At 69.7% G+C, this 22,192-nt stretch carries 20 protein-coding genes and 1 pseudogene; 15 read left to right on the forward strand and 6 right to left on the reverse strand.

What is annotated here, in order from left to right; translation table 11 throughout:
- Positions 1-673 precede the first annotated feature (673 nt).
- The 6 genes from ACFYOB_RS07880 to ACFYOB_RS07905 all read left to right on the forward strand — a co-directional run bounded on the left by ACFYOB_RS07880 (position 674) and on the right by ACFYOB_RS07905 (position 7,309).
- Entirely contained in the window at positions 674-2,473 is a 1,800-nt protein-coding gene (locus ACFYOB_RS07880; protein ID WP_388556041.1) for a serine/threonine protein kinase, read from the forward strand.
- 1,765 nt (positions 2,474-4,238) lie between these two features.
- Positions 4,239-5,447, forward strand: coding sequence for a nitrous oxide reductase family maturation protein NosD (locus ACFYOB_RS07885; RefSeq protein WP_388556043.1), 1,209 nt, complete (start codon positions 4,239-4,241; stop codon positions 5,445-5,447).
- A 136-nt stretch (positions 5,448-5,583) separates the two neighbouring features.
- Entirely contained in the window at positions 5,584-5,772 is a 189-nt protein-coding gene (locus ACFYOB_RS07890) for a hypothetical protein (RefSeq protein WP_053790793.1), read from the forward strand.
- A gap of 292 nt (positions 5,773-6,064) precedes the next feature.
- Entirely contained in the window at positions 6,065-6,715 is a 651-nt protein-coding gene (locus tag ACFYOB_RS07895; protein WP_388556046.1) for a hypothetical protein, read from the forward strand.
- Positions 6,646-7,065: a PP2C family protein-serine/threonine phosphatase gene (locus ACFYOB_RS07900; RefSeq protein ID WP_388556048.1), complete on the forward strand. Its 420-nt coding sequence runs from the start codon at positions 6,646-6,648 to the stop codon at positions 7,063-7,065. Before ACFYOB_RS07895 ends, ACFYOB_RS07900 begins: the two co-directional genes overlap by 70 nt.
- Before the next feature lie 103 nt (positions 7,066-7,168).
- Positions 7,169-7,309: a hypothetical protein gene (locus ACFYOB_RS07905; protein ID WP_388556050.1), complete on the forward strand. Its 141-nt coding sequence runs from the start codon at positions 7,169-7,171 to the stop codon at positions 7,307-7,309.
- A 97-nt stretch (positions 7,310-7,406) separates the two neighbouring features.
- Here the strand turns inward: ACFYOB_RS07905 and ACFYOB_RS07910 are convergent.
- Positions 7,407-8,018: pseudogene (locus ACFYOB_RS07910) on the reverse strand (MFS transporter); the annotation flags it as partial.
- Between the two features lie 718 nt (positions 8,019-8,736).
- Here ACFYOB_RS07910 and ACFYOB_RS07915 point away from each other — a divergent pair.
- The 6 genes from ACFYOB_RS07915 (at position 8,737) to ACFYOB_RS07940 (ending at position 14,397) form a co-directional block, all read left to right on the forward strand.
- The gene (locus ACFYOB_RS07915) at positions 8,737-8,958 is read left to right on the forward strand and encodes a hypothetical protein (protein WP_388556053.1); all 222 of its coding nucleotides are present in this window, start codon (positions 8,737-8,739) and stop codon (positions 8,956-8,958) included.
- Between the two features lie 75 nt (positions 8,959-9,033).
- The gene (locus tag ACFYOB_RS07920; RefSeq protein WP_388556055.1) at positions 9,034-10,608 is read left to right on the forward strand and encodes a GMC family oxidoreductase; all 1,575 of its coding nucleotides are present in this window, start codon (positions 9,034-9,036) and stop codon (positions 10,606-10,608) included.
- 108 nt (positions 10,609-10,716) lie between these two features.
- The gene (locus tag ACFYOB_RS07925) at positions 10,717-11,535 is read left to right on the forward strand and encodes an inositol monophosphatase family protein (RefSeq protein WP_388556058.1); all 819 of its coding nucleotides are present in this window, start codon (positions 10,717-10,719) and stop codon (positions 11,533-11,535) included.
- 44 nt (positions 11,536-11,579) lie between these two features.
- Positions 11,580-12,176: an NADPH-dependent F420 reductase gene (locus tag ACFYOB_RS07930; protein WP_266631639.1), complete on the forward strand. Its 597-nt coding sequence runs from the start codon at positions 11,580-11,582 to the stop codon at positions 12,174-12,176.
- A gap of 658 nt (positions 12,177-12,834) precedes the next feature.
- On the forward strand, positions 12,835-13,821 hold the full coding sequence (locus ACFYOB_RS07935) for a helix-turn-helix domain-containing protein (protein ID WP_030296791.1): 987 nt from the start codon (positions 12,835-12,837) through the stop codon (positions 13,819-13,821).
- 420 nt (positions 13,822-14,241) lie between these two features.
- Positions 14,242-14,397 (forward strand): maleylpyruvate isomerase N-terminal domain-containing protein, encoded by a 156-nt coding sequence (locus ACFYOB_RS07940; protein ID WP_243879321.1) that lies wholly within the window; start codon positions 14,242-14,244, stop codon positions 14,395-14,397.
- Between the two features lie 125 nt (positions 14,398-14,522).
- Here the strand turns inward: ACFYOB_RS07940 and ACFYOB_RS07945 are convergent, their stop codons facing one another.
- Both ACFYOB_RS07945 and ACFYOB_RS07950 read right to left on the reverse strand, forming a co-directional pair.
- Complete coding sequence (locus tag ACFYOB_RS07945; RefSeq protein ID WP_388556062.1) at positions 14,523-16,046, reverse strand: aldehyde dehydrogenase family protein; 1,524 nt, start codon at positions 16,044-16,046, stop codon at positions 14,523-14,525.
- Between the two features lie 53 nt (positions 16,047-16,099).
- The gene (locus ACFYOB_RS07950) at positions 16,100-17,428 is read right to left on the reverse strand and encodes a GAF domain-containing protein (RefSeq protein ID WP_388556065.1); all 1,329 of its coding nucleotides are present in this window, start codon (positions 17,426-17,428) and stop codon (positions 16,100-16,102) included.
- A 319-nt stretch (positions 17,429-17,747) separates the two neighbouring features.
- Here ACFYOB_RS07950 and ACFYOB_RS07955 point away from each other — a divergent pair, with 319 nt between their 5' ends.
- A complete protein-coding gene (locus tag ACFYOB_RS07955; RefSeq protein WP_266938332.1) occupies positions 17,748-17,930 on the forward strand; it encodes a hypothetical protein in 183 nt (60 codons plus the stop codon).
- A gap of 239 nt (positions 17,931-18,169) precedes the next feature.
- Here ACFYOB_RS07955 and ACFYOB_RS07960 read toward each other — a convergent pair whose 3' ends face one another.
- Entirely contained in the window at positions 18,170-18,625 is a 456-nt protein-coding gene (locus tag ACFYOB_RS07960; RefSeq protein WP_388556774.1) for an SAM-dependent methyltransferase, read from the reverse strand.
- Positions 18,626-18,658: 33 nt separating this feature from the next.
- Entirely contained in the window at positions 18,659-19,438 is a 780-nt protein-coding gene (locus ACFYOB_RS07965; RefSeq protein ID WP_388556069.1) for a hypothetical protein, read from the reverse strand.
- Positions 19,439-19,573: 135 nt separating this feature from the next.
- Between ACFYOB_RS07965 and ACFYOB_RS07970 the strand changes: the two genes are divergently transcribed.
- Positions 19,574-20,488 (forward strand): oxygenase MpaB family protein, encoded by a 915-nt coding sequence (locus ACFYOB_RS07970; RefSeq protein WP_388556072.1) that lies wholly within the window; start codon positions 19,574-19,576, stop codon positions 20,486-20,488.
- 64 nt (positions 20,489-20,552) lie between these two features.
- Here ACFYOB_RS07970 and ACFYOB_RS07975 read toward each other — a convergent pair whose 3' ends face one another.
- Positions 20,553-21,152, reverse strand: a complete 600-nt coding sequence (locus ACFYOB_RS07975; protein WP_388556075.1) for a class I SAM-dependent methyltransferase — start codon at positions 21,150-21,152, stop codon at positions 20,553-20,555.
- Positions 21,153-21,330: 178 nt separating this feature from the next.
- On the opposite strand from ACFYOB_RS07975, the gene ACFYOB_RS07980 reads away from it, so the two are divergent.
- Positions 21,331-22,110, forward strand: coding sequence for an MHYT domain-containing protein (locus ACFYOB_RS07980; RefSeq protein ID WP_388556777.1), 780 nt, complete (start codon positions 21,331-21,333; stop codon positions 22,108-22,110).
- Positions 22,111-22,192: the final 82 nt, after the last annotated feature.

Here is a 22,192-nt window from a genome sequence, read left to right on the forward strand (position 1 = left end):
TGCTCAGCCAGGTGATCCTCTCGGCGATGGGCGTGCCCTGCCATGTGATTCTCGACGGTGACGGCGGTATGGAGGAGCGTGAGCGAGAGTCGGTTCGGCGCCTCGACGAGGAGACCCGGAGGGAGAAGGGGGCAGCCTTTGAACATCAGGCGCGCAAGACCTCGGGCAGCAACGCCTGCCTACTTGGCTGCCTGGGGGAGTCGCGGTCGCCGTGGCCGGCGACGGGGGCGGGTCCGGCGAGCGCGCACACGGTTCTCGAACCCGTACGCTCCTTCGGGCACGCCGTACGTCACGTGCTCGTTTTCCCTGACTTGTCCAGGAGCGGTGCCCACGGCAGTCCAGGTCTCACTCAAGGCTCCTGTCGGATTATCCTACGCGTCTGGAGTGGGTGTTGTCTGGAGCAGGCAACCCCTTCTCCAGACAGCAGACTTCGGTCCTCTGGAAGAAGCCGAGCTTCTGGGGGAGTAGCCGACCAGGACGTTCTTCGCCCGCTGGTGGACAGCAGCCGCCGCAGTCAGCTGGTCGCGCTCGACGGCCGACCGGCCCTGTACCCGCCGGAGTTGCTTGCCTTGCAGGTGCAGGTGCAGGTGCAGGTGCAGGTGCAGGTGCGGGAGCGGGGTGCCGGGGAGCAGCCACTAGGGTGGTGCGAAAGAGGTTTGTGAAGGGGCGCGGGATGAGTAGCGAGTTGGCGGCAGCCGGATTCTTCCAGCCGCTTGGGGCGGACGATCCGCAGATGGTGGCCGGCTACCGCATCGCGGCCAGGCTCGGCTCCGGAGGCATGGGCAAGGTCTACCTTTCGCACACCCCCGGCGGTCGGCCGGTCGCCATCAAGGTGATTCGCCAAGAGTTCGCCGACGACCCGGAGTTCCGGCACCGGTTCAAGCAGGAGGTGGTCTCCGCGCAGCGGGTGCAGGGTCTTTTCACCGCGCCCGTGATCGACGCCGACGCGGACGGGCCGGTGCCCTGGCTCGCCACCGCGTACGTGCCCGGGCCCACGGTTGCGGCCGCCGTCGCCGAACACGGGCCGTTGCCCGCCCGTACGGTCCTGATGCTGGTCGCCGGGATCGCTGAGGCCCTCCAGGTCATCCACGGCGCGGGCATCGTGCACCGGGACCTCAAGCCGTCCAATGTGCTGCTGGCCTCCGACGGGCCGCGGGTCATCGACTTCGGCATCGCGCGGGCCGCCGACGCCACGTCGCTCACGGCGAGCGGAGTTGCGATCGGCACCCCGTCCTTCATGGCGCCGGAGCAGGCGGCCGGGGGCAGGATCGGCGCCGCCACCGATGTGTTCGCGCTGGGGCAGGTGGCCGTGTACGCCGCCTCGGGTGCCCCCGCGTACGGGGAGGGCCCCTCGCACGGGGTGCTCTACCGCATCGTGCACGAGGAGCCCGACCTCTCGGGCCTGCCGGCGGAACTGCGGCCCCTGGTGGAGCGTTGCCTTGTCAAGGTTCCGGCGGAACGGGCCTCGCTGACCGAGATCCTGGAGCTGTGCCGGGCCGCCGCCGACCAGACGCAGCTGCGGCGGCAGGAGGACTGGCTGCCGAGTGGGCTGGCGGCAGGTATCACCTCGCGGCAGGGGGTGGTCCCGGGTCCGGTTGCGGCGCCGGGGGCGCCCGTACCGACCCCTGCGGCAGCGGGTGGGCCCGTACCCACCGCGCCCGCGCATCAGCTGCCGCCCATGCCCGCCGGGCTGCCCACCCAGGCGGGGGTGGCCCACCAGCCGACGGCGCCTGCCCACCCTGCCGTCCACGCCGCTTCGGCCCCCGGGGTCCCGGCAGTTCCGGCGCAGAGCCCCGCGTTCAACGCGCCGTACCAAAATCCCTACCCGCCCACGGGCGCGTACCGGGCACCCACGCCCGCCCCGTACTTCCCAACCCCGCCGCCGCCGCCCAAGCGCAACCGCTCCGCCATCGTGCTCGGCGCCATCTTCGGCTCGCTGGTGCTCCTGCTCGGAGGCTGCGCGGCGCTCGCCAACGTGATCGGCAAGGGCAATGACGACCGGCGCAGCGCGAGCAGCGGCAGCACAGCGCCGCAAGGAGGTGGCGGCGCCGCGAGCGCCAGGCCAAGCACCGATCCGACGCCAGCCTCCTACCCCGGCTTCGAGTTTCCCGCCGGGTATCACATCAAGCTGGGGGACGACCCGCTCACGCCGCACGACTCGAACTACGACGACCTGTATCTGTCGTGCGGCGGCAGCTCCATCGGCTGTACCTTCGGCTCCTACGGCACCAGGCTCGTGCTGCTCGACTCCGCCGAGAAGGGCTCCCTCAAGACCTGCCGCGAGGTGACCCGCTTTACCACCCAGATCAAGGTGGAGACGCTGTCCAAGGGCGCCGAGATCTGCATGCGGACCAAGTCGGGCAATGTTGGCCTCATCCTCTTCAAGGGTATGTCGGCGCAGGACGACCCCAGTGTGCACGCCAAGGTCGACGTGACGGTCTGGCGCGGCGGACTCGCGCCGCAGGACAAGTGAGCGCCCGCTTTGCTGTGGTCGGTGACTTGCCGGTTGATTGCTGTCTGCCTCTGGGGTGAGCGTTGACTGGAGCGAACAACGCCCGCTCCAGTCAGCGGACTTCATGTGTCTAGAAGAACCCCAGCTTCTTGGGCGAGTAGCTACAAAGGATGTTCTTCGTCTCCTGGTGGTACAGCAGCTGCACCCACGCTGACCAGGGCAAACGGCAGTTGGTATGGCTCCTTGGAGGAGGCTGGTCCGGAAATGGTCCGGATCGCGGTGCTTGCGGTCCTGGGGCGGCGGGGATGGGGTGGGGCGGGAAGTTCTGGTAGCGATTGGGAGCGGGGAGCCCGGCGCAGTCAGGCGAGCTGGGGTCCTGCCCTCCACGATGGCCCTGGCGACAAGCGTGCCCCGCTGGCCCGAGTTCGCGGCCGCCGTTATAGCGGGCCACGAGCAAGGCGATGTCCGCGTCTTTCGAGTCGAGGGCTGTGCGGTGCACGTCACGGATTCCCGGGCCCAGTTCGTACGCGGCGATGCGATGAGGCTGCTGTTCCCGGACGGCGGGCGTCGGTGGCGAACAGCGGCGTCCTCAGCTTCGTCCCTGCTCCTGAGTCGGCCGTTGCAGAGATGGTCCGCATCCTGCGCCCCGGCGGCACGCTCCCCGCGTACCTCTGGGACTACATCCAGGGAGGCATGGAACTCATCCGCTACTTCTGGGAACCGCAGTCTCCCTGGACGAGGGCAGTCGGGAGCTGGACGAGTTCCTGCGAGCGGCCGGCCTGGCGGACGTGGAGGTCGACGAGATCAACATCGCCACACGCTTCAGGAATTTCGACGACTACGGGGCCCCGTTCCGGGGCGGGCAAGGGCATGCCCCGTCGCACCTCGCGTCACTGTCGCAAAAGGGGGGCAGGTCCTCTGTCTGGTGGGCCCCGCTCCGGTTACGGGCCTGGGCTCCGGGTGCGGATCCGATCCGGCAGCAGGACCGTGCCCGCGAGTGCGTCGTAAACCAGCTCGTCAGGCGCCCACAGAACGCGCGACACCCCGCGCCCGGCAGGAACGGCTGATGGTGGCCGAGGTGGCGGGACGCTCACGCCGTGTTCCGGCTGAACCGGGCCGCGCTCCGAGCAGCCCGGTTCAGCCGGGGCGCTTCAGGCGGGACGTGATCCGGGAGCGCATGGAGGGTATCTACTCGGCCGGCACCCTGAGGGAGCTGCGCGACTTTGTCCAGGCTTCCACCGGTCGCCCGGACTGGGATTTCACCTCGTGGCGCCGGACGGGTGTGGCGCCGAAACGTGAATGGCGCCCGGTTGGAGGATCGGGCGCCATTCACTGAGAGCCGTGCCGCGGGCTGACCGTACCGCGCGACCACGACCAGCACGAAGGAGATGGGCAAGCTCCGCTATGTCGTGGAGCAGACCTTCGCCCTATTCCACCAGTTCAAACGACTCGCCGTCCGCTGGGAACGCCGCACCGAACGCTACGACGCCTTCGTCTCCATCGCCTGCGGCCCTCAACTACGGGCGACGCCTCAAGCGAGCCCAACCGTGATCGTGTTGGGAGCTCCCAGCGACGCGTACGGAGTACTACCGCTTGCACACCCAGTGTGACCCCGCCTAGCTTCGCAATCAGCGTGTGCTTGCCCGGGCTTCGTTCAGTTTACGTAACTGATGGAGTCCGGCAAATGGAAGCTAATTCACCAGTCCGGCTGCCAGGTCACAGCACTAGCCGACTGTACTGCCGCACTACCGGATCGCGGTCTGCGCCGAGAGTCGAGGAGAAGACCATGAAGAAGACCATTCTTGTCGTGGTGTGCGTGGCAGCGGCTACAGCCTTCCCGGTAGTGCCCAGCCAGGCAGCTCAGGTCGTACTCGTTGTGGATGACAACGGAGCGCAATGCCCGGGGGCAGCTTTCACCACGATCCAGGCAGCGATTACCGCGGCCTCGCCGGGAGACGAGATCAGGGTCTGCGCCGGCACATACAATGAGGTTGTCACCGTGAACAAGGCGAACTTGCGGTTGGTCGGACCGGCCGCCGCCCCCAGAGGGACAGCGTGCCGCCAGGTCGGAGCTCCGGATCCGACTAGTCAGGCAATCATTCAGTCGGCGGACGGTTCAGGCACTGTCCGCTTGGCGGAGAACGGCATCAGGTTCTCCCGCTTCACCGTTCAGAACAATACCTCCAGTTATGGCATTGTAATGAGTGCGGCACACTCGGGCCACCAAGTGCGGCAGAACTTGATCCAGGGTAATGTGTTCGGAGTCTATTTCAACTCCAGCGGCGCAATCCTTTCCGAGGTTGAACAGAACTGTATCCGCCAGAACAATGAACCCGGTTCCGCAAGCGGCAATGGAGTCTACTCGGATGCGGGCTTGAAGAACGCGGACATCGAAGATAACACCTTTTCCGGTAACGAGAACTCTGGTGTCCTTCTGGACGCACTGGCACCCGGAGGAGTCGATAATGTCAGAGTAAACAGAAACACATCCTTGGAGGACAGGGCCTTTGCGTTCATCTTCAAGTCCAGCAACGTCGCCGTAGGGAGCAACACCATCCGGGACAACTTTGGCGCCCCCGGGATCTTCTTCGGCGACAGCAATACGAACTTGAGGATCACCTCCAATCTCATTGAGAGGGGCTTCCTGGGCGTGCGGGCCAACGCCTTTGGCCTCTCGCCCAACACCAACGTCACCATCACCGGCAACACCATCAGAAACTCCGAATCAAGCACCGTCGGCCACGGCATCAGCGTGGCAGCGAACTCCCTCGCGAACTCCGTCATCTCCCGGAACATCGCCACCGGCAACGCGGGCGACGGCATCCGCATCGATGCCGGCGGCAACGGGGGCAACACCATCAGCTTCAACGTCGCCCGCGGCAGCGGCATGCTCGACTGCCGCGACAACACCACCGGCACCGGCACCGGTGGCACGGCCAACACCTGGGTTCGCAACATTGGCCCGAGCGCGGCCCCTCCCAGCATCTGCCTCTGATCGAACTGCTGAGCCCGGATCCACCGGCTCGATGCCTGTGGATAGTTCCTCCGGAAACGAAGAAGTTCCTTGTGGCTTGCGATGAGGGGGGATTCTCTAGGACCCCATCAGGCATGATCAGCAAGGCGCTTCCGAGATGAAGTCTTCCCATGCCGCAGCGGCGGTCCCATCCGCGTTCGACAACCCGAACCTGATCGCGTACGGCGGGCTGGAGCCGCTGGTGCGGCTGGCCGAGCGGTGCTGTGTGCCCGCGCTGGCCGCGGAGCACATCCGACTGCCGCGCTCGAAGGACGGCACCCCGGCGCCTTCCCTGCGGCGAAAGTGATGTCGCTGGTGGGTTCCGAGCCGGGGTGCTCGGTGAGCCAGGCCGTGAAGGTCTCGGCGGTGCGGTCAGGCAGTACATCCACAACGCGGTCAAACGGTGACACGGCCCGCAGGTGGACCGGACAGCGGCCGTGAGCGCAGTGGCCACCGGTGTGAGGCCCGCACAGGCGGACGCACGCTGGACGGGGCCGCCCCACCCTCGGCCTGAGACGGCCTTGGCCCAGCCCTTGCGCTCGCCCCCGGGACCGGGAGCCGGCGGCCACCACCAGGTCGTTTTCGCCCTTGCGGAGTGCGTGCCCTTCGCGATCGCCCTGCTGGTGCTCCTCATCGAGTTCACGCCCGCGCACGTCGGGTACACCGTCCCGCTACTGGTGGCGACACCCGCTCTGGCGGCGGTGACGATGGGGCCGAAGGGCACGCTCGCGGCGGTGGGGGCGGCCGTCGGTGTCAGCTTGGCCACCGCCACCTACAACCAGGCCTGGGGCAGCCAACAGGTCTACACGAACTTCCTCGCCCTGTTCCTGGTCTCGGCCGCGAGCTTCATGACGAGCAGCGCTGCGCGCACGCGCAGGGAGAACGAGCTCAACCAGGTCCGCCGGATCGCCACGGCCGCCCAGGAGGTCCTCCTACGGCCCGTGCCGGACCAGCTGGGCCCCGTACGGGCGTCCAGCATGTACCTGGCGGCCGAGACGGGCGCGCAGATCGGCGGCGATCTGTACGACGTGATCCAGACCCGGTACGGGGTCCTGATGGTCGTCGGGGATGTCCGGGGCAAGGCATTGCCCGCCGTACGGGCCGCCGCGGTCGTGCTGGGTGCGTTCCGGGAGGTCGTCTACTACGAGGACGACCTGGCGGAGGTCATCAACCAGCGCTCGTGGCCCAGATCCCGGACAGCCCGCACTTCGAGACGATCAACCGGGCCCACCCGCTGCCGCTGCTCCTGAGCAACGGCACGGTCCGGCCCTTGATGCCCACCGTCCCCCTGCCGCCGTTCGGGCTTGAGGAATCCATCAGCGGCCCTCCTGCGTTGACGGACAGCTATCCGTTCGCACCGGGGGACCGGCTGCAGCTGTACACCGACGGCGTCATCGAGGCCCACGACTGGGACGACACCTTCTTCGACCTGCCCGAGGCCATGATGGCCATGCGTGACCACACCCGACAGGCGTTCCTGGAGGGCCTGCGCCAAGCGTTGCTCCGCCACGCCCAGAGCCGCCTCGCGGACGACGTGGCGGTCATCCTCGTCGACCGGTGCGAGGACGAGGGGCACCAGCCGACCGGAGGCCCGACGTAGTGTCCGCGGCAGGTCACGTGAACACGCGCCGGCCATGGAGTGCCTCCCGCTGCCGGGGGACTGTAAAAGGTCGGTGTAACTCCTGATCATGGAAGATGCATCGATGGTCAGCAAGAACGTGACCGTGGACGAGTCTGCCGAGCCGACTGAGCAGGCGCTGTCGAGGTCTGTGGATGACCGGCTGATTGACGAGCCGGTTGGCCATGCCCAGGCCCGAGGGCCCGCAGCCCGCCCTGGCCTGTGAGGTTGGTCCCGTCGGCCTTGGCCCGGTCCGCCAGCTGGCCGATCAACTGGTCATCCAGCATGGTCGGATCCAGCCCCGCCAGCCGGGTGAGCGGGCGTTAGCCCATTTCCTCCAGGGTTTTGCCCTTGGTCTCCTTGATGCAGAACACCACGAACGGGGTGGACAGCAAGGCGAACACGGCGTAGATGACGTAGGTCGCCGACAGGTTCCAGTCGGCGAGGTCCGGGAAGGTGACGGTGATTGCCCAGTTGGCGATCCACTGGGCCGAGGCGGCCACCGACAGGGCGAGTGCGCGGATCGCGTTCGGGAACATCTCGCCGAGCAGCACCCAGACCACCACGCCCCAGGAGAAGGCGAAGCAGAAGACAAAGACGTGCGCGGCCACCAGTGCCACCGTCGCGTACGTGTCGTCCAGGGCGACGTTGTCTCTGGTGCCCTGGCGGAACGAGAACGCCCACGCGGCCGTGCCGAGCGCGAGCGTCATGCCGGCCGAGCCCGCCAGTGCCAGCGGCTTGCGGCCGATACGGTCGACCAGGGCCATCGCGACCACCGTGCCGACCACGTTGACGATCGAGGTGGAGAGGCTGATCAGCAGCGAGTTGCTCTCGTCGATGCCCACCGACGGCCACAGGAAGGACGAGTAGTAGAAGATCACGTTGATGCCGACGAACTGCTGGAACACCGAGGCCCCGATGCCGACCCCGACGATCATTCTCTTAGAAGAAGCCGATCTTCTTTGGTGAATAACTTACTAAAAAGTTCTTCGTCTGCTGGTGGTACGGGAGGCACCCATGCTGACCAGCGGAAACGTCAGTTGATGCGCCCCCTTGGTCTGGGCTGGTCCGGAGCTGGTCCGGATCTTTGCCCGGGCGCTCCTGGCGTGGGGTGGGCCGGGAAGTTCTGGGAATGATTGCTGGGAGGCTTCCGTCGTCCGCCGCGCGGACAACCGCGCGGCGGACCATCGTCTCGTACCAGCCGGAGCCCCACCACTCGCCGATCGACTCGGTGTGGGAGCCGTGCAGGAGAGCAGGCGGAGGGTGGCTTCCGGGCCGAGGTTTGCGTCGACCTGCTGCCAGAGGTCGATCTCCCGGTGGACGGACGTGAGGATCCGCACCCATCCCCGATGCCACGGGCCCGCCGTGGCCGGAACTGCGGGCGCCTAACGTCCTTGCTGCCGACCCAGGTTCACGCGGCCGTCGGTGGGAAAGGGCGGCCACCTGTGGCAGGGCAAGAAGTCGGTCGGCGTGTACGAGCAGCCTGACCCAGTGCTGTGTGACGCCGACTGTCTCGCCACACGTATGGCGCTGAGGTTCCGAACGAACGTCGCGGAGGTTCAAGTACGCGCCGTGTCCGTATTCCTAAGATTCGACGGCAGAAGGGAAACCCGGGCTGTTCCAGGACGGGTACACACCAAGGACAAGAAACGCGTGAAACAAGAGAAGTCCAGCCGGAAGGCCGTCATCGCAGGCACCGGCGCCGGCATGGACATCCCCAACGGGGTGATCGGCAATGGCCGGACCGGGCGCTCCCAGGCCCGTCGGATCAAGGTGATCGTTTGCCGCCGGGCCACCTCGGTGTCCGTCAGCACCAGCAGCGCGCGCGGCCTGCCTGCGGACAGCTCCGCTCCACTGGAGCCCGCTCGCTGGTGATCAGCCGGTTCCACGCCTTCTGCGCGCCGAGCTCGGACTTCTCGGCCCCATTAGTTCGTGCAAGCAATCAGCTCTTTGATCGTCGAGGAGCCTTTTCCTGAAACCCGGTGGGCGGACAGTGCTGCCGTGGGAAGCGGAGACATGATGGGTCAGAGTCCTTATGACTATGTCGTTGTGGGAGCGGGGACAGCGGGGTGCGTGATCGCCTCCCGGCTTTCCGAACGCCCCGGCGTGCGGGTGCTGTTGCTGGAGGCGGGAGCCCGGGACGCGACCGAGGCGATGGCGTCTGCCTGGGGGTTTCTGGGGTTCGACCCGTCGTCGCTCTGGCTGGGCGCCTCGACCGTGCAGGCAGGTACGGGCAGGGCCGCTGACGTCCTGCGCGGTAGGGCGCTCGGCGGATCGTCGAGCATCAACGGCCTCTACCACCTGCGGGGGCACCGCTCCGGTTACGACGAATGGCCCGGACTCGGTGCTCCGGGCTGGGGTTTCGACGATCTGCTTCCCTATTTCCGGCGCAGCGAGAGCACTCGCCGTCGGGATGCCTCCGTGCGGGGTACGGATGGGCCGGTCGTGGTCGCTCCGGTTCCGGAGCCCCATCCCCTGGCCACGGCGGGCGTCGACGCCGCGGTGCAGGCTGGGTTCACACGCGCCGGTGACATCGGCGGCGGGCTGGAGACCGGGTTCGGGTGGAGTGACATGAATCTGCCCGGCGGCGCCCGCCAGAGCGCGGCCGACGCCTACATCCGTCCGTTTCTCGACCGGTCGAACCTGGACGTCGTCACGGACGCGACCGTGCAGCGGCTGCGCATCACCGCGGGCCGTTGCACCGGCGTCGAGTACACCGTGGGTGGCGAGCACGTGTCCGTCGAGAGCGCCGAAGTCGTACTGACCGCGGGTGCCATCGGTTCCGCGCATCTCCTGATGCTGTCGGGGATCGGCCCGGCACGACACCTCGGCGAACACGGCATCGACGTCGTCGCCGACCTGCCGGGAGTGGGATCCCATCTGCAGGACCATCCGATGGCGGCAGTGGTGTACGAGGCCAGCCGGCCCGTACCGTTCGTTCCTGCCAACCCGCCGGCCGAAATGATGGGCCTGCTGTTCAGCGATCCCGCCGCGGCCCGGCCGGACCTTCAGGTCTACATCGTCGCCGCACCGCTGCCTTCGGCATGGGGCCGGCCGCCGGCCAACGGCTACTCCATAGCCTTCTCCGCGATGGCTCCGCACAGCAGCGGCACCGTGCGCCTGGCGGACGCTCATCCCGCCAGTGTTCCCGTCGTCGACCCGGGCTACCTGAGCGACGAACGTGACCTGGAGGCCATGTGCAAGGGCCTGGCAGTGGCACGCCGCATCGGCGAGGCCGACGCGTTCGCCGACTGGCGCAAGCAGGAAGCGGTGCCGGGCTCCGGGACGAACGGCGCGTCCGTGGACGAGTTCATCCGGAAGGCCACCGGCCCCTACTTCCACTTCACCGGCACCTGCCGCATGGGAACCGACGCCGATGCCGTCGTCGACCCTGCAAACCTTCGCGTACAGGGGATCGCCGGACTGCGTGTCGCCGATGCCTCGGTGATGCCGTCCATCCCCTCGGCCAACACCAACGCGACCGTTTACGCCATCGCCGAACGGGCCGCCGAACTGATCGACTGAGCCTTCTTCCGCGCCCACGGCGCTTCCACAACGTGCTTCATCCCCCCGTCGTCCGTCGAACGCGACCCCGACCGGCCTCATCACCCCTCCTCAGACAGGAGCACCACCATGTCCGAAACGCTTCAGACCACTGACGTCGTCACCTCCGACGCCGACCTGCTCGACCGCACCGCGACCGCCGTGCGCGCCGCCGGTGCGGCGCTGCGCGAGCGTTTCGGCGATGTGGTCCGTTACGAGACCCGTGACGAGCTGATGCGTGCGCTCGCCGTCAACGACGACACGGCCCTGGACATCCTGCGCCCCTGCCTCACGAGCCTGCGCCCGGCGGCCGGCTGGGTGGAGGACGAGCTGGACGGCGGGGCGCTGCCGCCCGGCGAGTGGTGGGTCGTGGACCCGGCCGAAGGCAACGTCAACCACCTGCACGCGCTGCCGGAGTGGGCGGTGACCGCGACCCTCGTGCGTGAGAACCAGCCGGTGCTCACCGCGGTCCACCTGCCGCTGACCGGCGAGACCTACACCGCGCTCACCGGCGCCGGCGCCTACCTCGACGGCCGGCCGCTGCGCGTCTCCCCGACCGCGGACCTCGGCCTGAGCATCGTGGCCACCAGCCAGGCCCGGCCGGACGAGGACGAGAGGGTCGTACGGCGCGTCGGCTCCTCGATCACCGCGATGCTCTTCGACGCGCTCGTCGTCCGCACCGCCGTGCCCGCGACCCTGCACCTCACGAACGTGGCCGCCGGCCGCATCGACGCCTTCTGGCAGTTCGCCGGCGCCCGAGCGGACCTGCTGCCCGGCGCGCTGCTCGTCACCGAGGCCGGCGGACAGATCTCCGACGCCGAGGGCCGCCCCTGGACCCCGCAGAGCGAGAGCTTCCTGGCCGCCGCGCCCGGCGTCCACGCCGAAGCCGTCGCCACGCTCTCCCGCTGACCCCGCACACCACAACCCGCACCCAACGCAAGGACCAGAACATCATGACCACGATCGCAGTTCTCGGAAACGGCCGCGTCGGCGGCAACCTGGCGAAAGCCCTCACCCTGGCAGGGCACGAGGTGACCGTCGCGGACCGCGCGCCGGGCGCCGCCGCCGATGCCGCCCGGGCGGCCCGGATCGTCATCAACGCCACCCCGGGCGCCGGCTCCCTGGAACGTCTCGCCGCCCTGCGCGAAGAGCTGCACGGCAAGATCCTCGTGGACGTCTCCAACGCCACCGTCGACGGACCGGACGGACTGCCCGCCGCCCTGATCTACCCCGGTTCAAGCCTCGCCGAGCAACTCCAGGCAGCGCTCCCCGAAACGCACGTCGTCAAGACGCTCAACACCATGCTCTTCCCGGTGATGACCGCCCCGGCCACGCTCACCCAGACGCCAACCGCCTTCCTCTCCGGCGAGGAACCGGAGGCCAAGCGGACCGTCCTTGAACTGCTCATCGACCTCGGCTGGCGCAAGGAATGGATCACCGACCTCGGCGGGATCCAGACCGCTCGCGCCACGGAGGCCGCGATACTGTTCGTACCGCACGTCATCCGGTCCATCGGATTCACCCCCTTCGCGATCTCGATCGCCCGCTGACCGTCGAGCCGCGCAACCTGCAGGTGACCGGAGCCGGCACCGGCACGGATGGGTTCCCGGTGGGACACGACCACGACAGGATGATCTTGGCCGACACGGCTTGGCAGGCCGATCGGCATGGCCCGCAGCCGGAAGACGCCCGGATTCGGCTGCGGCTCGGTGAGTGACCTACCCGGGCAACTACGAGGTCGCGCTCACGGTCCGTTCCGTCGACACCGGGGCTGTGCACTACGAACTTGTTGCCTCCGGGGCAGCACCTGCCTGGGCGTGGCCGACGCCATCGGCCCACACGGCGAACTGCGCGCCGGCCACTAACCGTTACCTCCGGCGAAAGGTCCGACCGAGGCGGCGAAGACGTCCCCGGCACGAGCCCATGAGGGAGGACCGAGCGCGAGTGCGACCCCTGACGATCAGGCTGCGACCTGATCGTCAGGGGTCGCGTCGTTCATCTCGCCGAATCAGAAACATCAGCTCTGCCTCCCGGCCGCTGCAATGCGGTCCGTCCATAGGAAGATTGGCACGGTGTCCACATGGGTCATGGCGGCGTCCTGCGGAACACGACCACCACAGGACGGCGTTGAAGCAATGAAGACGAGAGGATCGCAGAGGGATGCACGGTACTGGAGCGGAGGTCGACGGCGCGCGCGGGGTGTTCGCAGTGGACTCGACCGCCCCGGATTCCGCACCGCGGGGACTCGACGTTTTCCGGCGCGGGTGGCAGACGCAGGTCGGCGACGATGTCTTCCAACTGCCGGCCTTCAGCCCGGACACGATCGGTGACTTCCGGGTCAAGGGCAAGGTTGCCAAGGTGCATGGCGCGGCGATCGCCGATCTCCACGCCGCGTCGGCAACCCGGACCGCGGACGTCCCGGGCGGCGATCAGGATCTGGTTGCCATGTATGTCGTGCGGAGCGGCGCATGGACTCTGGGCGGCCCGTCCGGCTACGGCGACCAGACCGTGTCGGCCGGGCAGTTCCTCGTCCGGCACCTCGGGCGCCTGACGGCCTTCGAGACGACGGCGCACCTCACGGCGAAGTTCCTCGTCCTGCCCCCCGGCGAGCTCAAACCCCTGCTCGGGAACCGGGTCGTCACCGGGCCGGCGGACTCGGCCGAGGTGCGCTTGCTGACGGCCCTTGCAGACATGATCCACATGACCGTGGCCGACCTCGGCCCGGCCGGTGTGGCAGCTGCCCAAGGTACCCTGATCGAGCTGACCAAGGCGGTGGTGAAGGGCCGGTTCGACGACGTAGAGCCCCGGTTGGCTCCCGCGCTCACCCAGGCAGCCAAGGACCTCGCGGACCGTCGGCTCGCCGATCCCGAACTTTCTCCGGCGATGCTTGCGCGTGAACTCAACGTCTCCGTCCGCACGCTGCACCGGGCATTCGCCGCGGTGGGAGAGCAGGTGAGCACCTACATCCGCCACCGGCGACTGCATGAGGCCCGGCTCGCCCTTGTCTCGCCGTCAGGGCGCCTGAGCATTTCGGAACTCGCCGCACACTGGCAGTTCGCGGACGGCAGTCACTTCACCCGAGCCTTCAAGAAGCACTATGGTCAGACTCCCACCGAGTGCGCCCGCTCGACCGGACCGGCCTCGCTCTCGCCGAACCGGCACCCGCCGGGCCACGGGTCGGCCGATAGCGCGTGACCAGAGGTACGGCTGCAGTTCAGCGGATGCCGCCGACTCGTGTCCCAAGCAAGGCAGCGGGGCGCTGTGGGCGGCCTGGGCACCGGCCGGAGGCTCGACGACCTGCACCGCACGCGACCCGCCGACAACGAGGGCCGGGATGACTTGCCCGAACCGTCACGGCTTCGCCTGTGACTCCGACGGCTATCGCGTCACGGCTGCCAAGGGCAGCACAGTGCTCCGCACCTCGTCCTGGGACGTCAACGGAGCCCTGCCCACCATCGGCGCCGAGTACGACGGCAGAGGCCTTGAGTATCGCCACCTGGGGCCGCGTCATCAGAGGAAGGGCGCAGTCATGAACCCCGCCCAGCACGGAGCGGCCTTCGCAGCCGAGACCGCCGTATTCCTCGCCACGGTCACGGGAGCCGACCCTCCACCCCGCTGCCGACCTGCCCCGGCTGGACTCTCGGGGACCTCACGCGGCACGTCGGCAGCGAGCACCGGTGGTTCAGTGAGCTGCTTCGCCGGCGCATCCAGCAGCCGCCGACCAGGTTCGCCCACTCGGCCTTGAGCGATTTCCAACTTCTTGGTCCGTGACTGGTCCGGGGGAAAGGTTCCGAAGTGGTCCGGTCACGTATGGCTGCCGTTTGATTACCTTCTGCGCTTGGAGTCAATGTTGCCTGGAGAGGCAATGCCCGCTCCAGGCAACGGATTTCTGTTCTCTAGAAGAACCCAAGCTTCTTGGGTGAGTAACTGACTAAAACGTTCTTGGTCTGCTGGTAGTGCTCCAGCATCATCTTGTGAGTCTCGCGGCCGATGCCAGACTGCTTGTAGCCGCCGAAGGCGGCGTGCGCCGGGTACGCGTGGTAGCAGTTCGTCCAGACGCGGCCCGCCTGGATCGCACGGCCCGCGCGGTACGCGGTGTTGATGTCACGGGTCCACACGCCGGCGCCCAGGCCGTACGCCGTGTCGTTCGCGATCCGCACCGCGTCGTCGAAGTCCTGGAACGAGGTCACCGACACCACCGGCCCGAAGATCTCCTCCTGGAAGATCCGCATGCGGTTGTCGCCCTCGAAGATGGTCGGCTGGACGTAGAAGCCGCCGGCCAGATCGCCGTCGAGTTCCTGGCGCAGACCGCCGGTGAGGATCTTCGCGCCCTCCTTCTGGCCGATCTCCAGGTACGACAGGACCTTCTTCAGCTGCTCCTCCGAGGCCTGCGCGCCGATCATCGTGTCCGTGTCCAGCGGGTGGCCCGGCACGATCAGCTCTGTGCGTGCGACCGCCGCGTCGAGGAAGTCCCCGTACCGTCCCCGCTCGATCAGGGCGCGCGACGGGCTGGTGCACACCTCGCCCTGGTTGAGGGCGAACATGGTGAACCCCTCCAGGGCCTTGTCGCGCAGGTCGTCGTCGGTCGACCAGATGTCGTCGAAGAACAGGTTCGGGCTCTTGCCGCCGAGTTCCAGGGTGACCGGCTTCAGATGCTCGGCCGCGTACTGCATGATCAGCCGCCCGGTGGCGGTCTCCCCGGTGAAGGCGATCTTCGCCACGCGCGGGCTGGAGGCCAGCGGCTTCCCGGCCTCCTCACCGAAGCCGTTGACGATGTTCACCACGCCCGGCGGCAGCAGGTCCGCCACCAGGCTCAGCCAGTAGTGCACGGACGCGGGGGTCTGCTCGGCCGGCTTGAGTACCACCGTGTTGCCCGCGGCCAGCGCCGGAGCCAGCTTCCACACCGCCATCAGGATCGGGAAGTTCCACGGGATGATCTGGCCGACCACGCCCAGCGGTTCGTGGAAGTGGTACGCCACCGTGTCGTCGTCGAGCTGGCTCAGGGCGCCCTCCTGCGCGCGCAGGGCTCCCGCGAAATAGCGGAACTGGTCGATGGCCAGCGGCATGTCGGCCGCCAGGGTCTCCCGCACCGGCTTGCCGTTCTCCCAGGTCTCCGCGACCGCGAGCGCCTCCAGGTTCTGCTCCATCCGGTCCGCGATGCGCAGCAGGATCGTGGACCGTTCCGTCACGGAGGTCCGCCCCCAGGCGGGCGCGGCCGCGTGCGCCGCGTCCAGCGCCCGCTCCACGTCCTCCGCGGTACCGCGCGCGACCTCGGTGAAAGTCTGTCCATTGACGGGGGAGGGGTTCGCGAAGTACTGGCCGCGGGCGGGTTCGACGTACTCGCCGCCGATGAAGTGGCCGTAGCGGGACGCGTACGACATGAGCGCGCCCTCGGTGCCGGGCGCAGCGTAACGGGCCATGGTGTCCTCCCTTGCCGGGCGCCGGCCACCGTCGGACGGCGCTCGCCGGGAGGCTAGGAGCGGGCAGGTTGCGGATACGTTGCACGCCCCCGGCCGCCGGGCCGAGCGGGCTTGCGTACGTCGGGCCCGCGCGCGCCGAGCTCCCGGTCCAGGGCGTGTACGCGGGCCAGCGCGGCCGGCCGGCCCTCGGGCGGCAGCGCAGCCGCCAGCGCACGCCACGCCTCCCGGTCGTCCGCGCCCCACGGGCTGCACACCCAGTCGGTCAGCAGGCCGGTGTCCGCCCGGGCTATCACGGCGGCCCGTGCCTGGTCCTCGATCCGACGGCGCAGCCGGACGATTCCCGGCGCGGCGGAGGCGGGCAGGAGGGGGCCCGGGTAGTGGTGGAGGGCGGCGGACACCGCCCCGGCGGCCAGGTGCCGGGTCAGCGCGGTGAAGTCGGCGTCGAGCGGACCGGCCGTGCGGTAGGGCCGCGAGAGCGGGGCGACGGGCCCCAGCAGCGCGCGCAGCCGCGAGATCTCGGCGCGTAATGTCACCGGTGACACCGACTCGTCCTCGTACAGCGCGATCGCGAGCTCCTCGCCCGACAGCCCTTCCGGGTGCTGAGCGAGCAGCGCCATGATCTCGCTGTGCCGCCGCCCCAGCCGCACCCTGCGTCCCCCTGTCACCAGCAGCGCCTCGTCCCGACCGAGCGCGGCGAGGACGTCCCGGGTGGCCGGCGGGCCGGGGTCGGCGAGGGCCAGCTGGGCCTCCGCCGCCCGCGCCACCGCTTGCACGAAGGCGAGGGAGTGCGGGTGGGCGAGGCCGTCGCCGCCGGTGATGTCCACCGCGCCCAGCACCCTGCCCGTCCGGGGATCGCGGACCGGGGCCGCCGCGCAGGTCCACGGATGGACCCGGCGGCTGAAATGCTCCGCTCCGAAGACCTGCACGGGCTCACCGACCGCGACCGCCGTACCGGGAGCGTTTGTTCCCATCGCGGTCTCCGCCCAGAGCGCGCCCGGGACGAAGCCGAGCCGCTCCGCCCGCCGCAGCGTGCCCGGCTCGCCCTCCACCCACAGCAGACTGCCCCGCGCGTCGCACACCGCCAGCAGATGCGCCCCGTGCGCGGCGAAGGCCCCCACGAGGTCCCGGAACAGCGGCATCACCCCGGCCAGGGGGTGCTCCTCCCGGTACGGCCGCAGCTCCGCCTCCGCCAGCTCCACCCGGGGGGCGCACTCCGGGCTGACCCGGGCCCGGGCGCACCGCCGCCAGGACTTCGCGATGACCGCCCGGACCGGTGCCTCGACCCGACCCTCCAGGGTGAACGCGGCATGGGCCCGCCGTAGTTCCCGCGTCCGCTCGGCGGGATCGGCGCCGCCCGGCAGCGCCACCGAAGGATCGTCCATGTCACCCTCCCGTGGTGCCGCGGTACCCGGAGCGCCCCCATCGTCGTCCCGGCACCGGCCCCCGACAAGCGGTACGTCGGCCACTGCGCAGGCCGGTCCGCGCCGAAACGCCGCGGGCGTGGCCGGGGCCTGCGGGTCCGCTCCCGGCCCCCGCCCCGGCCGGAGATCACGGAGCGCACGAGCTCCGCACACTTGGCCACCGGGGGTCGTGGGGCGGCCGAGGCGTTGCCGCGACGCGTGCGTTACCGCACCCGGGAACGCGCGGTCGCGGTGGTGCGTTGAGGGGGTAGTGGCCTACGGCAGGAGGAGGTGTCCGCAGATGTCCACGAGCGGAAAGGTCGCGGTTGCCGGTGTAGTGGCAGCCATCGTGTTGTTCTGGACGGTCGGGTTCTGGGCGGGGCTGCTGGTGCTGATCGGCGTGCCCGCGGCCGCCTACCTCCTGCTGGACTCCTCTCAGCGGCGTCGACTGCGGGGTATATCCAGGAAACAGATCGGCCGCTGACGGCGGCAGGGCCGACCGGGCGCTGCCTTCGGTGCGGAGCCCGGCCGGCCCGCGTGAAGGGCGGGTGACGCGGGCCGGTCCTGCCCGGGCGGCGCGGTCAGGCGACGCCGGCGATTCCCGAGCGTGCCGCCGTGTCGGTGTCGTGGGACGCGTACCGGTCGGGAAGAGACCGCTCGCCAGGTCCGGGGCGTGGCTCGGCGCGAGGGCGGATTCCGGCGGCGTGTGCCGACGCGGCGCGCTCAGTAGTAGTCGCGCATCAGCGCAGTTGCCCACTCGGGCTGCCGCAACTCGCCGCGCGGACCGAACTCGGCCATGTACGGCTTCAGATCGAGCACAGGCGTGCCGTCCACCGCGTCGAGGCCCTCCACGTGCACGTCCAGGCCGTCCACCTTCACCACCCGGCACCGCGAGACACCCAGCCGGTTCGGCCGGTTCTTGCCGCGCTGGGCGAAGATGCCGACCAGCGGCCAGTCCGGGTTGCCCCGCGGGCGCCGCGCACCCGTCTCGACCTTCTCCACCGGCACACGGTCGAAGTGGTAGACGACCTCGACGTGCGAGAAGTCCTCCAGCCCGTACAGCGCCTCCGGGCCGAACCGGGTGCCGTCCAGGCGGATCACCGCCGCCTCACGCCCCCAGTCGTCGTCGACCACCTCCGCGCGGCCGCCCACCACCACGCCCACCGGCTCGCACTCCACCGTCACAGCTCTCCTCGGAATCTTCGGTCGCGGTCAGGCCGGGCGTACCGCGACGCGGTCCAGAGCCGCCAGCAGTTCCGGCAGATCATGCTCCCCCTCCCGGGGGACAGACAGCACTTCGCTCGGCTCATCGTCGAGCAGGACGAAGGCGGCGTCGCCGGTACGCGCCACCAGTGACCAGCCCGGCCCGTCCACCCGCAGGGTTCGGACCCCCTCACCCGCGAAGGAGGACCGCACCCGCCCGGGCACCGGCGGGGTGAGCGTGTACCCCCGGGCCTCCTCCAGCGCCCGGGCCAGCCCGGGATGCGCGGCGGCCGCCGCGCCGCCGTCCGTCGCCACGCGCTCACGCCAGTCGGCCCACTGCCGCGCGACCTGGTCCGCGGCCATCCGCCGCTGCACCGGACCCCACACATCGGCCGACGGCGGCGCCAGAGGCACCCGCCCCGTGCCGTCCGCTCCCTGCTCCGGATCGTGCGGCTCCGGGATCCCCGACGCGGCCACCGACAACTCCAGCGGCCAGCCGGCCAGCGAGACCACGATCGACCGCTCGTCGGGCGACAGGTCGTACTCCATCCCGCAGTCCCAGGAGGCGATGGCCGTGGCCACGAGCGAGACGTCGTCCACGACGACCGTCCAGCGCGCGCCCTCCTCGTCCTGGCCGAGCACCAGCCCGTACCCGTCCCCGGCCGGCTCCACGCCCAGCAGGGAGCAGGCCTCGGGGAAGTCGTCGCCCAGGATGCTCGGGAACTGCGCGGGAGTCAGCAGCACGGCGGTCAGCACGTACAGCGAGCCGCCACCCTCGTCGTCGGACACCTGGCCTCCTGGTAGCTCTCTCGTCGGCGCACCTTAACCAGCGGGTAACCCGCACGTCGAGAGCCTGCGGCCGACGATTTCCATGGCCGCTGCCTGCACGTAGAGTTGGGGACCCGCCACAGAAAGGGACACCCGGTGCAGCGATACGACCGGCTGAGGGAGATCCTCCGTCTCGACCCCGACAAGGATTTCCTCGCCATCTACCGGCTCACCGCCACCTACGAGTTCCCGTGGGACTTCACCCGCGCCCTGGAACTCGCCCTCTTCCGGACCTACGCCGTCCCCTCCATCGGCGGCCTGCTGGCCGAGACCGCCGAGTTCACGGACCGTACCCAGAAGCGCTACGACGACACCGCGCTGCTCCTGGACGCGGTCGTGGAGCACGGCTTCGACAGCGACACCGCGCGCACCGCGATCCGCCGCGTCAACCAGATGCACCGCAGCTACGACATCACCAACGAGGACATGCGCTACGTCCTGTGCACCTTCGTGGTGATTCCGTCGCGCTGGCTGGACGCCTACGGCTGGCGTCCGCTGACCGACCACGAGCGCCGTGCCTGCGCCAACTACTACGCCACCCTCGGCCGTCACCTGGGCATCAAGGACATCCCGGGCTCCTTCGAGGAGTTCGAGACCACCCTGAACGCATATGAAGTGGCCCATTTCGGCTGGGACGAAGGTGCCCGGAAGGTCGCCGACGCCACCCTCGACCTGATGGCCTCCTGGTACCCGGCGCCGCTCGCCCCCGCCGTCCGCGGCGCGAGCCTCGCCCTCCTCGACGAACCGCTGCTGAGCGCCTTCCGCTACGAGCGCCCGCGCCCCCCGGTCCAGCGGCTGGTCCAGGGCGCCCTGCGGCTGCGCGGGCGCGCGGTACGGCTGCTGCCCCCGCGCAGAGCCCCGCACTACGCCCGCCAGAACCCGGAGATCAAGAACTACCAGGGAGGCTACGACGTGGGCGAGCTCGGCACCTTCCCTGTGCCCGGTGCAGGCGGCTGCCCCGTCCCCCATCCCCGCCGGCCGGCCGGAGCCGAGGCCCAGCCTCCGGCGTGATCCCGATGGCCTCCGCGCATTCCGGGCGCGGGGCCGACGTACATGCGTGTCATGTTTCGACGTGTCACAGGTGACGTACGGCCAGCGCCAGGAAGCGGGCGTCCTCGTCAGAGTACGAGGTCATTTCCCAGCCCGAACGGGCCAGCAACGGACCGAGGTTGGACTGGGCCCGCAGGTCCTGCGGGGTCAGCTCGCGGCCGTGGCGGGCGGCGAGGGCGGCTCGCCCGATCGGGTGAAAAAGCGCGAGACGGCCGCCGGGACGGACCACCCGCGCCAGTTCGCGCAGGTTCGCCTCCGGGTCGGGCAGGTGGGCGATGAGGCCGGCCGCGAACACCGCGTCCAGCGCCCCGTCACGCAGCGGCAGCCGGGCCACGTCCGCGAGCAGCAGGGCGCCCTCCGCGGCCCGCCCGGCCCGCTGCGCCGCGGCCAGCATCCCGGGGGTGAGGTCCGCGCCGAGGACGATGCCGGTGGGCCCGACCGCGGCGCGCAGCGGGGCCAGGGCCCGCCCGGTGCCGCAGCCCGCGTCGAGCACGCGGTCGCCGGGCCGCAGGCCGAACTCGGCCACGGCGGTCGCGAAGGCGGGCGCGTCCCCGGGGAACTTCCGGTCCCAGTCGGCGGCGCGCGCTCCGAAGAACTCCTGCACGTGTGTGTGGTCTTCGCTCATGCGCCCATGATCCCGCACCGCCGCACCCCGTTCAGGCCTGCGGACCGTGTGCAAGGTGGCACGTGGCGTGATCGAAGATGAACGTAGCTCTGTCATATTCCAGCAGTTCCAGCGTCTTTCGAAATGCTCCCCTTGTTCGCGCCCTCACCCGGACTAGCGTCCGGTGGCCATGGGACACCTGGGACATCTGGACCACGCCGCCTACGGCTGGCTGACACCCGCGCTGTCGTACCTGATGGCATCGATCGGCGCAGCCCTCGGGCTGCGCTGTACCGTCCGCGCGCTCGCCGCGACCGGACCCTCCCGGCGCAACTGGCTCCTCACCGCCGCCTCCGCGATCGGCACCGGCATCTGGACGATGCACTTCGTGGCGATGCTCGGCTTCGACGTCACCGGCACGGAGATCCACTACAACGTGCCGCTCACCATCCTCAGTCTGCTCGTCGCCATGCTGGTCGTCGGCGCCGGCGTCTTCGCCGTCGGCTACGGCAGGCAGCGCGGCCGGGCGCTCGTCCTGGGCGGCCTCACCACCGGCCTCGGCGTCGCCAGCATGCACTACCTGGGCATGGCGGCCCTGCGCCTGCACGGGGACGTCTCCTACGACCTGCTCACCGTCGGACTCTCCGTCGCCATCGCCGTGGTCGCCGCCACCGCCGCCCTGTGGGCCGCGCTCAACATCAAGTCACCGGTCGCCGTGGCCGTCGCCTCCCTGGTCATGGGCGCCGCCGTGAGCAGCATGCACTACACCGGGATGATGGCCGTCGCCGTCGGCGTCAGCCCCTCGGACACCGACCTGCCCGGCGCCACGGCCATGCAGTTCATCTTCCCGCTCGCCGTCGGGCTGGGCTCCTACCTGTTCATCACCGCCGCGTTCGTCGCCCTCTCCCCGACCGCCGACGAGCGGGCCGCGTCCGCCTCCGCCCGGCACCTGGGGGAGCACGCCGCGGCGGCCCACTGAACACGCCCGTCCCGCCGCCGGACGCGCGTACTCACGTACGCAGACGCAGACGCAGACGCAGACGCACCGCACGACCGTACGA

It is taken from the genome of Streptomyces sp. NPDC006463 (assembly GCF_042870715.1).
Classification (GTDB): Bacteria; Actinomycetota; Actinomycetes; order Streptomycetales; family Streptomycetaceae; genus Streptomyces.